The organism is Streptomyces sp. NPDC050658 (genome assembly GCF_044457025.1).
GTDB lineage: Bacteria > Actinomycetota > Actinomycetes > Streptomycetales > Streptomycetaceae > Streptomyces.
This window is the reverse complement of sequence record NZ_JBITGM010000014.1, coordinates 142,581-157,076: the sequence shown is the minus strand read 5'-3', so window position 1 is coordinate 157,076 and position 14,496 is coordinate 142,581. Positions and strand designations below refer to the sequence as shown.

At 70.7% G+C, this 14,496-nt stretch carries 7 protein-coding genes; 3 read left to right on the top strand and 4 right to left on the bottom strand.

The window, feature by feature from the left end:
* Positions 1–373: 373 nt before the first annotated feature.
* From ACIBKX_RS36090 to mfd, 3 genes are all read left to right on the top strand, one after another.
* Positions 374–1,162, top strand: a complete 789-nt coding sequence (locus ACIBKX_RS36090; protein ID WP_363270078.1) for an ABC transporter ATP-binding protein — start codon at positions 374–376, stop codon at positions 1,160–1,162.
* On the top strand, positions 1,159–3,744 hold the full coding sequence (locus ACIBKX_RS36085) for an FtsX-like permease family protein (RefSeq protein ID WP_363270079.1): 2,586 nt from the start codon (positions 1,159–1,161) through the stop codon (positions 3,742–3,744). Before ACIBKX_RS36090 ends, ACIBKX_RS36085 begins: the two co-directional genes overlap by 4 nt.
* Before the next feature lie 217 nt (positions 3,745–3,961).
* A complete protein-coding gene (mfd, locus tag ACIBKX_RS36080) occupies positions 3,962–7,519 on the top strand; it encodes a transcription-repair coupling factor (RefSeq protein WP_363270080.1) in 3,558 nt (1,185 codons plus the stop codon).
* A 93-nt stretch (positions 7,520–7,612) separates the two neighbouring features.
* Here the strand turns inward: mfd and ACIBKX_RS36075 are convergent, their stop codons facing one another.
* From ACIBKX_RS36075 to ACIBKX_RS36060, 4 genes are all read right to left on the bottom strand, one after another.
* On the bottom strand, positions 7,613–8,866 hold the full coding sequence (locus tag ACIBKX_RS36075) for a beta-ketoacyl-[acyl-carrier-protein] synthase family protein (RefSeq protein WP_363270081.1): 1,254 nt from the start codon (positions 8,864–8,866) through the stop codon (positions 7,613–7,615).
* On the bottom strand, positions 8,863–9,126 hold the full coding sequence (locus ACIBKX_RS36070; RefSeq protein ID WP_363270082.1) for an acyl carrier protein: 264 nt from the start codon (positions 9,124–9,126) through the stop codon (positions 8,863–8,865). Before ACIBKX_RS36070 ends, ACIBKX_RS36075 begins: the two co-directional genes overlap by 4 nt.
* Positions 9,127–9,182: 56 nt before the next feature.
* Positions 9,183–11,711, bottom strand: coding sequence for an aminotransferase class III-fold pyridoxal phosphate-dependent enzyme (locus ACIBKX_RS36065; RefSeq protein ID WP_363270083.1), 2,529 nt, complete (start codon positions 11,709–11,711; stop codon positions 9,183–9,185).
* Between the two features lie 112 nt (positions 11,712–11,823).
* On the bottom strand, positions 11,824–13,986 hold the full coding sequence (locus tag ACIBKX_RS36060; protein ID WP_363270084.1) for a hypothetical protein: 2,163 nt from the start codon (positions 13,984–13,986) through the stop codon (positions 11,824–11,826).
* Positions 13,987–14,496 lie beyond the last annotated feature (510 nt).

Here is a 14,496-nt window from a genome sequence, read left to right as displayed (position 1 = left end):
GCAGGTGGGCGGGTGTCCGGTAGGTACGAGGGTGGAGTCGGGGCGGGGGTGGCTCCACCCGGCGGTGGAGATCCCCTAGGGGAACCTCCGTACTACGGACCGGGGGTCGTTCGTACCGCTGGAGGACGAGAAGGCCCGGTGCGGCTCCTTAGATTGGCTTTATGCCGACGGGGTCGGATGAACCGCACGACGGGTTCGGACGGGCCCCACCTTCGAAGGTGGGGTTTTCCCCAGCAGAAGACTGCGCTGGGCACCAGCGCGCGGGGGCCCTCGGCCGACCAGACTTTATGAGCAGCGAACACGCCTGAACGCACCACGCGTGACGCACGACGCACACGCCTGACCTTCGCGTAACCGACATAGGAGACTTACCGTGACATCGGCTGTAACCATTCCCAGGCACGGGGGCACTGGAGGGCGTACGGCCGTGGCGGCACGGGCGCGCCAGGTCGTCAAGGCGTACGGCTCCGGGGAGACCCGCGTCGTCGCGCTCGACCACATCGACGTGGACATCGCCCGCGGGCAGTTCACCGCGATCATGGGTCCCTCCGGCTCCGGAAAGTCGACCCTGATGCACTGCCTCGCGGGACTCGACACCGTGTCCTCCGGGCAGATCTACCTCGACGAGACCGAGATCACCGGGCTCAAGGACAAGAAGCTCACCCAGTTGCGGCGGGACCGCATCGGCTTCATCTTCCAGGCGTTCAACCTGCTGCCGACGCTCAACGCCATAGAGAACATCACGCTCCCGATGGACATCGCGGGCCGCAAGCCCGACCGCGGCTGGCTGGACCAGGTCGTGGAGACGGTTGGCCTCGCGGGGCGACTCAAGCACCGGCCCACCGAGCTCTCCGGCGGTCAGCAGCAGCGCGTCGCCGTGGCCCGCGCGCTCGCGTCCCGCCCCGAGATCATCTTCGGTGACGAGCCCACCGGAAACCTCGACTCCCGTGCCGGGGCGGAGGTGCTGGGCTTCCTGCGCCGCTCGGTGACCGAGCTCGGCCAGACCATCGTGATGGTCACGCACGACCCGGTGGCCGCCTCGTACGCGGACCGGGTGCTGTATCTCGCCGACGGCCGGATCGTCGACGAGATGTACTCGCCGACCGCCGAGACCGTCCTCGACCGCATGAAGGACTTCGACGCCCGGGGGCGTACGTCATGACCGTCCTCAAGACCTCGATGCGCAACTTCCTCGCGCACAAGGGGCGGATGGCGCTCTCCGCGGTCGCCGTCGTCCTGTCGGTGGCGTTCGTGTGCGGCACGCTCGTCTTCTCCGACACCATGAACACGACGTTCGACAAGCTCTTCGCCGCGACGTCCGCCGACGTCACCGTCACCTCCAAGTCCGCGACGGACCCCGGCGACCGCCCCGACACCGGCAAGCCCGAGTCGATGCCCGCCTCCGTCGTCGACCAGGCGAAGAAGGCGGACGGCGTGAAGGCCGCCGAGGGCGGGGTCAGCAGCGAGGGCGTGACCGTCGTCAACGCCAAGAACAAGGACCTCGGGCCCACCAACGGCGGCCCGACCATCGCCGGCAACTGGACGCACAACGACCTGCGTTCGATGGACATCACCTCCGGGCACGCCCCGCGCGGCCCCACCGAGGTGATGATCGACGCCGACACCGCCGACAAGCACGACCTCAAGCTCGGCGACGAACTGCGCACCATCGCCGTCTCCGGCGACCACAGCGCGAAGATCTCCGGCATCGCCACCTTCAAGGTGACCAACCCCGGTGCCGCGATCGTCTACTACGACACCGCCACCGCCCAGCGCGAACTCCTGGGCGCCACCGGCCGGTTCACGCACGTCAACGTCTCCGCCGACGCGGGCGTCAGCGACGCCCAGCTGAAGAAGAACGTCACCACCGCGCTGGACGCCGACGCGTCCGCGTACAAGGTCAAGACGCAGAAGGAGAGCGCGGACGACAACCGCAAGAGCGTCAGCGGCTTCCTCGACGTCATGAAGTACGCGATGCTCGGCTTCGCCGGGATCGCCTTCCTCGTCGGCATCTTCCTCATCATCAACACCTTCTCGATGCTGGTCGCCCAGCGCACCCGCGAGATCGGCCTGATGCGTGCCATCGGGTCCAGCCGCAAGCAGGTCAACCGCTCCGTGCTGGTCGAGGCGCTGCTGCTCGGCGTCGTCGGCTCGGTCCTCGGGGTCGGCGCGGGCGTCGGGCTCGCCGTCGGTCTGATGCAGCTGATGTCCGGCATGGGCATGGAGCTGTCCACCGAGGACCTCACCGTCAAGTGGACGACTCCCGTGGTGGGCATGGTCCTCGGCGTCGTCGTCACCGTCCTCGCCGCCTACCTGCCCGCACGCCGGGCCGGCAAGGTCTCCCCGATGGCCGCCCTGCGCGACGCCGGGACACCCGCCGACGGCCGGGCCAGCGCCCTGCGGGCGGTCATCGGCCTGGTCCTCACCGGCGCCGGCGGCTACGGCCTGTGGGCCGCTTCCCAGGCCGACAAGGCGAGCGACGGTTCGCTGTTCCTCGGCGGCGGCGTGGTCCTCACGCTCATCGGCTTCGTCGTCATCGGCCCGGTCCTCGCGTCCGGCGTGGTCCGCGTCATCAGCGCCGTACTGCTGCGGTGGTTCGGCCCGGTCGGCCGGATGGCCGAGCGGAACGCGCTGCGCAACCCGCGCCGCACCGGCGCCACCGGCGCGGCCCTGATGATCGGCCTCGCCCTGGTCGCCTGCCTCTCCGTGGTCGGCTCCTCGATGGTCGCGTCGGCGACGGACGAGCTGGACAAGTCGGTCGGCGCGGACTTCATCATCCAGTCCGGCAAGGGCCAGCCGATCACGCCGAAGGCCGCGAAGTCCCTGGAGAAGGCGGACCACATCGCCCACATCACCAACTACAAGGACATCAAGGCGGACCTGACGGGACCCGACGGGAAGGTCGCCAAGGAGGTCGGCCTGAGCGCCGCCGACGCGACATACGCGCAGGACCTGCGCAGCGAGACCGTCTCCGGAAAGCTCGCCGACGCCTACAAGCCCGACTCGATGTCGGTCGGCGAGGACTTCGCAAAGGACCACGGCATCTCCGTCGGCGACAAGGTGAAGGCCGCGTTCAACCGGGGCGAGAGCGCGGAGCTGACCGTCCGGGCCATCACGTCGAGCGACGCGACGATCGACGGCGGCGCGATGTACGTGAACATCTCGACGGCCGCGAAGTACGTGCCCGCCGACCGGATGCCGCCGAACGAGATCATGTTCGCCAAGGCGGAGAAGGGGCAGCAGGACGCGGCGTACAAGTCGCTGAAGGCGGCCATGTCCGAGTACCCGCAGTACAAGGTCATGGACCAGACCGACTTCAAGCAGACCCTGAAGGACCAGGTCGGCCAGATGCTCAACATGGTCTACGGGCTGCTCGGCCTCGCGATCATCGTCGCGATCCTCGGCGTCGTGAACACGCTGGCCCTCTCGGTGGTGGAGCGCACCCGCGAGATCGGCCTGATGCGGGCCATCGGCCTCTCCCGCCGCCAGCTGCGCCGCATGATCCGCATGGAGTCGGTGGTCATCGCCCTCTTCGGCGCGCTGCTGGGCCTCGGCCTGGGCATGGGCTGGGGCGCGACGGCCCAGCAGCTCCTGGCCCTGGAGGGCCTGAAGGTCCTGGAGATCCCCTGGCCGACGATCATCACCGTCTTCGTGGGCTCGGCGTTCGTGGGCCTCTTCGCCGCGCTGGTCCCGGCGTTCCGGGCGGGCCGGATGAACGTACTGAACGCGATCGCCACGGAGTAGCTCCCGCTACGGGGGTGCGGGGGAAACGGCCCCCGGCAGGCATGGCGCCTGCCGGGGGCCCTCCCTGTTGTCGCGGGGGTCTCCCGGGTGCCGTCGGCGGACCGTCGGCGGACTTGGCCAGCGGCTGTCGGCGCGGAGTCGTACGCTGGAGACCCCCCGGCCCGTTCGACGTGCCGGGCGCTTCGCGTTGCCCACCTCCCGGACGGGATGCCCCTTCATGAGCCTGCACGGACTCCTCGACGCCGTCGTCAAGGACGCGGCCCTCGCCGAAGCGGTCAAGGCCGCAGCCGACGGCAACCGCATGCACGTCGACCTGGTCGGACCGCCCGCGGCCCGGCCGTTCGCCGTGGCTGCGCTGGCCCGCGAGACCGGGCGTACGGTCCTGGCCGTGACGGCGACCGGCCGTGAGGCCGAGGACCTGGCGGCCGCGCTGCGCACGATCGTTCCGCCGGACGGTGTCGTCGAGTACCCCTCCTGGGAGACGCTGCCGCACGAGCGCCTCTCGCCCCGCTCCGACACCGTCGGCCGCCGCCTCGCCGTCCTGCGCCGCCTCGCGCACCCCCGCGAGGACGACCCCGAGACCGGACCCGTCTCCGTCATCGTGGCGCCCATCCGGTCGGTGCTCCAGCCGCAGGTCAAAGGGCTGGGGGAGCTTGAGCCGGTCGCCCTGCGCTCGGGGCAGACCACCGATCTGAACGAGACCGTCGAGGCGCTCGCGGCAGCCGCGTACTCGCGGGTGGAGCTGGTCGAGAAGCGCGGCGAGTTCGCCGTACGCGGGGGGATTCTCGATGTCTTCCCGCCGACCGAGGAGCACCCCCTCCGCGTCGAGTTCTGGGGCGACGACGTCGAGGAGATCCGCTACTTCAAGGTCGCCGACCAGCGGTCCCTCGAAGTCGCCGAGCACGGACTGTGGGCGCCGCCCTGTCGTGAGCTGCTGCTCACGGACGAGGTGCGGGAGCGGGCCGCAGTGCTCGCCGAGCAGCACCCCGAGCTCGGCGAACTGCTCGGCAAGATCGCCGAGGGCATCGCCGTCGAGGGCATGGAGTCCCTCGCCCCGGTCCTCGTCGACGACATGGAGCTGCTGCTCGATGTCCTGCCGGACGACAGCATGGCCGTGGTCTGCGATCCCGAGCGCGTCCGCACCCGTGCCGCCGACCTGGTGGCGACATCGCAGGAGTTCCTCCAGGCCAGCTGGGCCGCGACGGCCGGTGGCGGCGAGGCGCCCATCGATGTGGGCGCGGCCTCCCTGTGGGGCATCGCGGACGTCCGGGACCACGCGAGCGACCTCGGGATGATGTGGTGGTCCGTCTCCCCCTTCGCCGCCGACGAAGAGCTGGGCGAGGACACCCTCAAGCTCGGCATGCACGCCACCGAGACCTACCGGGGCGACACCGCGAAGGCCCTCGCCGACACCAAGGGCTGGCTCGCCGACGGCTGGCGCACGGTCTATGTCACGGAAGGCCACGGACCCGCCGCCCGTACCGTCGAGGTCCTCGGCGGCGAAGGCATCGCCGCCCGCCTGACTGTGCTTGATTCAAAGACGGGCGACCTCAGCGAGCTGACGCCGTCCGTCGTGCACGTGTCCTGCGGTTCGATCGACTACGGCTTCGTCGACCCCGCCCTCAAGCTCGCCGTCCTCACCGAGACCGACCTCTCCGGCCAGAAGGCGGCCGGCAAGGACGGCCAGCGGATGCCGGCCCGCCGCCGCAAGACGATCGACCCGCTGACCCTGGAGTCCGGCGACTTCATCGTCCACGAGCAGCACGGCGTCGGCCGCTACATCGAGATGGTGCAGCGCACCGTCCAGGGCGCCACCCGCGAGTACCTCGTCGTGGAGTACGCCCCCGCCAAGCGCGGCCAGCCCGGCGACCGGCTCTACATCCCCACCGACCAGCTGGAGCAGATCACCAAGTACGTCGGCGGTGAGGCCCCCACGCTGCACCGCCTGGGCGGCGCCGACTGGACCAAGACCAAGGCGCGCGCGAAGAAGGCCGTCAAGGAGATCGCCGCCGACCTCATCAAGCTGTACTCCGCCCGCATGGCCGCCCCCGGCCACTCCTTCGCCCCCGACACCCCCTGGCAGCGCGAGCTGGAGGACGCCTTCCCGTACGCGGAGACGCCCGACCAGCTCACCACCATCGCCGAGGTCAAGGAGGACATGGAGAAGACGGTCCCGATGGACCGCCTCATCTGCGGCGACGTCGGTTACGGAAAGACGGAGATCGCGGTCCGCGCCGCCTTCAAGGCCGTCCAGGACGGCAAGCAGGTCGCCGTCCTCGTCCCGACGACGCTCCTGGTGCAGCAGCACTTCGGTACGTTCTCCGAGCGGTACTCCCAATTCCCGGTGAAGACACGGGCGTTGAGCCGCTTCCAGACGGACACCGAGTCCAAGGCGACGCTCGAAGGACTGCGTGACGGCTCGGTCGACATCGTCATCGGCACCCACCGCCTCTTCTCCTCCGAGACCAAGTTCAAGGACCTCGGCCTGGTCATCGTCGACGAGGAGCAGCGCTTCGGCGTCGAGCACAAGGAGCAGCTGAAGAAGCTGCGCGCCAATGTGGATGTGCTGACCATGTCCGCCACGCCCATTCCCCGTACGTTGGAAATGGCCGTCACCGGCATCCGCGAGATGTCGACCATCACCACGCCCCCGGAGGAGCGCCACCCGGTGCTCACCTTCGTCGGTCCGTACGAGGAGAAGCAGATCGGCGCGGCCATCCGCCGTGAACTCCTGCGCGAGGGCCAGGTCTTCTACATCCACAACCGCGTCGAGTCCATCGACCGCGCGGCGGCCCGGCTGCGGGACATCGTCCCGGAGGCGCGCATCGCCACCGCCCACGGCCAGATGTCCGAACAGGCCCTGGAACAGGTCGTGGTGGACTTCTGGGAGAAGAAGTTCGACGTGCTCGTCTCCACGACGATCGTCGAGTCCGGCATCGACATCTCCAACGCCAACACGCTGATCGTGGAGCGCGGCGACAACTTCGGCCTCTCCCAGCTGCACCAGCTGCGCGGCCGCGTCGGCCGAGGCCGCGAGCGCGGTTACGCCTACTTCCTCTACCCGCCGGAGAAGCCGCTCACGGAGACCGCCCACGAGCGCCTCGCCACCATCGCCCAGCACACCGAGATGGGCGCGGGCATGTACGTCGCGATGAAGGACCTGGAGATCCGCGGCGCCGGAAACCTGCTCGGCGGCGAACAGTCCGGGCACATCGCGGGCGTCGGCTTCGACCTCTACGTACGCATGGTGGGCGAGGCCGTGGCCGACTACCGCGCCTCCCTCGAAGGCGGCGACGGGTCTTCGGATGAGCAGCCGCCCCTGGAGGTCAAGGTCGAGCTGCCCGTCGACGCGCACGTCCCGCACGACTACGCCCCCGGCGAGCGGCTGCGCCTGGCGGCCTACCGCGCCATCGCCTCCGCCAACACGGAGGCGGACATCAAGTCCGTACGCGAGGAACTCGTCGACCGCTACGGCAAGTTGCCCGAGCCGGTGGAGAACCTGCTCCTGGTGGCCGGGCTGCGGATGCTGTCCCGCGCCTGTGGGGTCGGCGAGATCGTGCTCCAGGGCAACAACATCCGCTTCGCCCCGGTGGAGCTGCGGGAGTCCCAGGAGCTGCGGCTCAAGCGGCTCTATCCGGGGACGGTCATCAAGCCGGGCGTCCACCAGGTCCTGGTGCCGCGCCCGAAGACCGCGAAGGTCGGCGGGAAGCCGCTGGTCGGGCGGGAACTGCTGGGCTGGGTAGGGGAGTTCCTCACCTCGATCCTGGGTTCGTAGAGAGCAGCGGCATCCCCCGCGCCCCGTAAGGGGCGCGGGGAACTGCGCGACCAGCCACGTCGAACCCGCAGACGAGAACCGGCCGCTCCAACGTCACTTCAGTCGCCGGAAGACCAGTGCAACGTTATGCCCGCCGAAGGCGAACGAGTTCGACAGCACGGTGTCGACGTCGGCCTCCCGGCCGCCCTCGCCCACCACGTCGAGGCCCAGCGACTCGTCCGGGTTCTCCAGATTGGCCGTCGGCGGAATCACCCGGTGCACGATGCTCTGCACCGCCGAGACCGCCTCGATGGCCCCGGACGCGCCCAGCGTGTGCCCGGTGAGCGATTTCGTGGCGGTCACGGGAATCCGCCCCGCGGCCTCGCCCAGCGCGAGATGCAGCGCCGCCGCCTCGCCCGCGTCGTTGAACGACGTCGCCGTCCCATGCGCGTTCACGAGGTCCACGTCGTCCGGGGTGAGCCCGGCAGAACGCAGCGCTGCGGTCACCGCCCTCGCCGCCCCCGAGCCGTCCGGCCGCGGGGCGGTGATGTGGTACGCGTCCGAAGAGCGTCCGTACCCGCTGAACTCGGCCAGCGGCACCGCGCCCCGCGCCGCCGCGTGCCCCGCCTCCTCCAGGACGAGGACCGCCGCGCCCTCGCCGAGGACGAAGCCGTCCCGGTCGGCGCTGAACGGGCGGCTGGCCCGCTCCGGCTCCTCGTTGCGGGTGGAGAGCGCCCGCATCTTCGCGAAGCCGCCGAGCACCGAACGGATCACCGGGGCGTCGGTGCCGCCGGCGAGGACGACGTCGGCCTCGCCGCTGGTGATCATCTGGTGGGCGGCGACCAGTGAGTCGGCCGCCGAGGCGCAGGCGGTCACCGCGGCGCTGCTCGGCCCCGTCAGGCCGTACTTGATGCCGACCCAGGCCGCCGAACTGTTCACCATCGTCGCCGGGATGAACCGCGCGGACAGGCCGCGGTAGCCGCCCTTCTCGTAGGAGGCGCGCAGATTCTCCTCGGTGCTCCCGCCGCCGCCGACCCCGGAGCCGATGACCACGCCGATCCGGTCGAGGTCCTCGGCCGTGAGGTCGAGCGCGCTGTCCCGCAGGGCCAGTTCGGCCGCCGCGAAGGCGAGGTGGGTCGCCCGGTCGGTGATCCTCTCGGTACGCCGGTCCGGGGCGAGATCCTCTGGCAGATCCACCTCGCCGGCTATCCGGACGGGCAGCTCGGAGGCGTCGAGGCGGGTTATCGGCCGGATCGCGCTGCGGCCTTCCAGCTGTGCGACCTGGAAGTGCTTCGCGCCGATGGCGAGCGGGGTGACCGGTCCGATGCCGGTGACGACGACGCGCCGCGGGCCCTGGGGCGCGCTCACGCGGCGGCCTCGGAGGTGGCCTTGGCGCCGTGCTCCTCCAGGTACGCGACGACGTCCTGGAGTGTCGTGAGGTGCTCGAGCGCGGTGTCGGCGACGGCCGCGCCCAGGTGGGACTCGAGGAGGGAGACGAGCTCGACCATGTCGAGCGAGTCCAGGCCCATGTCCTCCTTGAAGCGGGCCGTCGGGCCGATCTCGTCGGGGAGCAGGCCGAGCCGGTCGACGAGGTAGTCGGTCATCTGCTGCTGGAGGGTGTTGCTCATGATGGCTGGTCCTTTCACGGATCCGGGAGAGTGGCGAAGAGGTGGTGCGGGGGAGTTCAGGCGGGCCGCTGCCAGGCGCCCAGGTCGGCGTGGAGCGCGAGCCCCTGGCAGACCTCGGCGACCGCGTCGACGAAACGGTCGGCCTGGGCCGTGTCGAGGACGAGCGGCGGCTGGATGCGCAGGACGCCGGTGCGGTTGGCGGTGACGAAGGTCAGGACCTTGTGGTCGCGGGCCAGGCTGCCGACGAAGCGCAGGCACATCAGGTCGCCGAGCGTCGACTCCACGGCCCGGCCGACCCCGGAGAGCGCGGTGCGCAGATCGTCCGGCAGCCAGTCGACGAGGGTGTGCAGATCGCCGGGGAAGCGGGTGAGCGCCTCGTCGGTGAGGGCCTGCACCGCTCCGGAGAAGTCCCCGTCGAACTCGATGGCGGTCATCATGCCGATGCCGCGTACGTCCTTGATGAAGCCGTACGGGGCGGTCACCTCGCGCAGCCTGCCGCGCAGGTGCTCGCCGACCTTGCGGGCGTGGGCGGGCAGGTCGTCGCCGGTCAGGACGTCCAGGGTGGCGAGTCCTGCCGCCGCCGCGAAGTTGCCGCCGCCGAACGTCGACGAGTGCAGCATGGAGCGGTTGGTGGTGCCGTACGCGGCGTCCCACAGATCGGCGCTGCACAGCGTCGCGCCGATCGGGACCAGGCCGCCGGAGAGGGACTTGGCCAGGCACAGGATGTCCGGTTCCAGGCCGTCGTGGTCGGCGGCGAACAGCGCTCCGGTGCGGCCGAGCCCCGTCTGGATCTCGTCGAGGATGAACGCGGCGCCCGCCTTGCGGCACAACTCCCGTGCGGCGCGCAGATATCCGGGCGGCGGAAGGACGACACCGCCCTCGCCCTGCACCGGCTCGACGATGAACCCGGCGGCTCCCTCGATGGCCCGCTCCAGGGCTTCGAGATCGCCGTAGGGCACCTCCGCGGTCTCGGGGAGCAGCGGTCCGAAGGGCGCGCGGTGGCCCTCGCGGCCGGTGACGGAGAGCGCGCCGAGGGTCTTGCCGTGGTAGCTGTTCTCCGCGTAGACGAGCCGGGTGCGGCCGGTGCCGGCCCGCGCCAGTTTCAGGGCCGCCTCGACGGCCTCCGTACCGGAGTTGCTGAAGAACACCCGCTCCAGGCGGCCGGGGGACACGGCGCTGAGCCGCTCGGCGAGCTCCGCCGAGTGCGTCGGCATGGACACGTACTGCACGAAGGTCGGCGCGGACGCGTCGAGGAACTGCCGCAGCCTGCCGGTGACCTCGGGGTGGTTGTGGCCGAGGTTGAGGCAGCCGTACCCGGCGATGAAGTCGAGGTAATCGGTGCCGTCGGCGGTGGTCAGCGTCGCGCCGTTGCCGCCGGTGAAGACCCGGTCGAGGCCGTGCGCGGCGAAGAGGCGGGCCATGGGCGGGTTGACGTGCTGCTCGAAGCGGCGCGGCGTCTCGGCGGCCGGGTCGGGCGCGGGCGCAGGGGCGGCCGACCCGGCGGGGCGGTGGTGCCGGGCCAGGCGCTGCACGTCGTCCTCGGGCACGGTGCGGCCGAACGAGGCCAGCGACGTGGGCCGGAACCCGTGCCGGGCGGCGAGCGCGCCGATGGTGCGCACCCGGTCCAGGTCCAGCTCGCGGCCGAGCGAGAAGGACTCGGTACGGCCTTCGAGGGCGAGCACGATGGTCTCGGCGAGGCAGCCGTTGAGCTGCTGGGCGGGCGCGGGCAGCGAGCCGTCGCCGACCTGGACCTCGTCCGACGCACTGACCAGTCCGCCGTCGATGACGAGCACGTCGCTGCCGGGCGCGGGCGGCTCGGCGACGTCGCGGGGCAGCGCCACGTCGACGACGATCGAGCCGGGCCGCAGCGCGGCGGGGTCGACCAGGCCGCCGACCGAGGAGGCGGTGACGTACAGCAGGGTCTCGGCGGAGCACTGCGCGACGGTCTCGACGAGCCGCACCCGGTCGTGGTGGATCGGGTCGAGGTGGCGCAGCAGCCGCTCGGAGGACTGGCTGCCGATGCGGGCCACCAGGTCGAGCGGGTGGCCGTCGCCGAGCAGGAGTTTCGCGATGGCGAGGCCGATGGAGCCGGGGTAGCCGACGACGGCGACCCGCGTCTTCTCCGGGTCGAGGCCCAACAGGCTGACGACATGGGCGAGTTCGGCGTGCGCCGCGTAAACGGTCAGGGAGTTGCCGCTGGTGACGGGGACGCCGACCTGCTCGGCGGTCCACAGTCCGCGGTCGCCCACGATGGACGTCGCGCCGCCGAGTCCGACGAGCTGGGCACCCGCCTCCTCGCGCAGCGCGCTGACCTCGGCGACGACGAGTTCCCGCGCGGTGGTGGGCCGGGCCAGCAACTGCTGGGCGGTGTAGGGGAGATGGCGGACCTCGCCGGTCGCGGTGACGCCGGTGGCGGAGGTCACGGAGGTCAGCAGCGGTACGGGGACGTGGTGGCGGCGGGTGCCGGGCGGCTCGGGGGTGCCGCGGTGGTCGTCGAAGAGACGGCCGAGCAGGTCGAGGGCGCGGACCTGGTTGCGGTGGCCGGGACTGATGGGGTGAGCGAGGAAGCCGAAGGTGGCCGGCATGGGGAGATGACTCCGATTCGGTCGGACGGAAGGCGCTGAACGGCGAGGTGCTGAACGGCAGTGCGCTGAACGGCGAAAGTGCTGAACGGCAGTGCGCTGAACGGCGATGCGCTCAGCGGGCGGCGCGGGCCATGGCGAAGGTCAGCTCGGGCAGGTCGTCGCGCTGCCAGCCGAGCGAGGAGAGCAGGCTCAGTCCGTCGCCCTCGTTGTTGTGCGAGAGCAGCACGGACGCGAAGGTGACGGAGGCGCGCTGCTGGAGCAGCCCGCGCAGATCCGTCCGTGCGGCGTCGGTGATGTGCCGGTGCCTGACGGTGAGTTCGCCGTACCTTCTGGTCCACTCCGGTTCCAGCAGCGAGAGCACCTGCGTCTGGCGGCTGGCCTCGGCGCCGGTGCGGCCCTCGTGGTAGGTGCGGATGACGGAGTGGCCGCCGTCGACGAGCCGGAACACGGTCACGTTCTGCCGCAACCGCCGTCCGTAGAGCACCGATTGCTGAACCAGCGTCGGCGTGATGTCCGGTACGAGGGACGCGGCGCCGTCACCGATGAACGCGAGGACGTTGTCGTCGCGGGTCAGCGCGATGGTCGGCACCGCCTGCAGCGCGTCGCCCATCAGCGCCCTGCCGTACCACCCGGAGTAGCCGGGCCCGGTGCGCGGCAGGTTGCGGACGGCGGAGATGCCGCCGCGGCCCACGTCGAAGACGCCCGTGTAGGTGTAGCCGTGCCGGGTGATGAGGTCGTCCAGCACGGTGCGAAGGTGCTGGAAGAAGTAGTTGGCGCTCATCGGCAGCACGGGCAGGTCGTGGATGACGTCGGAGGCGCTGTCCCGGGTGCGGGCGATGGCCTCCTTGCGCACGTCGAGGACGCCCGGTGTGACGTCGAGGCGTTCGCGTACGGCGGTGAGGAAGGCCCGCGCGTCGGCGTGCACCGGATGGTCGGCGTACGGAGCGAGGTGCTCCTTCTCATGGCTGACCTGCACGATCCGCAGCTGGCGGCCGAGCGTGCGCGGGGAGAACGGGGTCGCCGCCTCGCCGAGCCGGCTCTTCAGGAAGAACAGCGCCTGTTCGCCGCGCGGGCGCAGTCTGCCGTCCTCGTGCAGATAGGCGTGGACGCGTGAGGAGAACGCGTACAGGCCGAGGGTGCCCAGATACTCCTCGACCACGGTCCCGTCGCGGTGCCGCCCCACGCTGCCCGGCCGGGTGAGCGAGTCGGCGAGGCCGACGCCGGCCCGCGCGGCGATGTCGTGGACCAGCCAGGACTCCTGCGCGTCAAGCGATCCGCACTGCCAAAGGAGCCTTGTGGGCTCGGAGTTGACGATGCGGAGCACCGGTTCCAGCTCGCTCTCCTGGACCTGGAGCGCGGCGGTCGCGGGCGGTTCGACGGCCTCGGGGCGGTTCAGCTCGTCGGCGGTGCCCGTCGCGTCGAGCACGGCGGGCGTGGCCAGCAGGAAGACCGGGCCGCGGTGCGCGTGGTACTGCGCGTAGGCCTCGGCGAGGTCGTCCGCGATGCGGTCCGGGTCGGTGAGATAGACGTACGGAATGCCCTTGGCGGCGAGTACGGCGCGGGAGTCCTCGGCCGCGTGCACCGTCCCCTGGAAGGGGAACCACGCGTCGGGCGGAGTGTCGGCGCAGATGACGAAGCCGCGGGCGCGGGCCTCGCGCAGATTGGCGAGGGTGCCGCGGAACTCGTCGACCATGCCGCTGGTCACGACGATCACGAACGGTGCCCGGTCCAGCTGCCAGCGCGCCAACGCCCCGCTGGCCAGGCTGTGTTCGCTCGGCCCGCGCAGCACCGGGTTGCCGGTGGTGGTGGCGAGCCGGTCCAGGTCGGAGATGGTGCCGGAGACCACGGAGCCCGTGTAGTAGTGCAGCCCCCAGGGTCCGTCGTCCTCGGCGCGGGGCTGCCGGCCGAGGAAGTCGTGCAGGGCGGCGGCGAGGGCGGAGGGGCCCTTCTTGGTGGCCGCGCGCAGGGCGGAGCCGGTGTGCCGCAGCTGGACGTGGTCGGTGAAGGCACAGATGACGTCGGCCGCGAGAACCCAGGCGTCGGCGGGCAGGGCGCGCAGCACGAAGGGGCGGGCGACCTGGGCGGCGGCGAGGCTCTCGGCGGTGGCGCTGATCCCGTAGACGTAGGTGCTGTGCGGGGAGAGCGTGGCGCGCAGCGGCTCCGGCAGCCCGTCGGCCAGTTGACCGAGGGCCTCGGGGACCGAGCGGTCGAAGGGATCGGCGTTCAGGCCCGCGCCGTCGGCGTCGATCAGTACCAGTGACAGGGCGCCCCGCAAGGGCGATTCCCGGACAGCGCGAGCGGCGGCCGATGTGCTGTCCGCGGTCAGGATCCGTATGTCGAGTCCGGGAACTGCGCGGTCCAGGAAACGTCGAGATCTGGCCAGTGTTTCGAGGTAGGCCGGGGTCGATATTGAGGGGGCGTCAGACGCTCCCATAAGGTCGTGCAATCCGATGGAGATCCGCTCGTGGAAGTCCGCCCTTTTACTGATGGAGAGGACGACGAAGCGGTTGTTTAAGTGGTTCGCCGATTCTTTCGATGAGCTCGATGACACCTTTGCTGCTCCCATGAGGGTAAACGGAAAAGGGCATCGCAAAGGCCTTCGGTCGCACATGTGAAGACCTCGTGCGAGGTTACTGTCAAGAAGGCGTCAAGCCTGGAATCAAGGCATCGCAAATAGGCCAAGCGCGTGCTTGACCTGCGCTTATGCAGAGCCTTGAGGGAAGTTGAGATGCGTCGCGGTCAACGACTCGAGGTCGTGGTCTACGACTCGGCGATGTGTTTACAC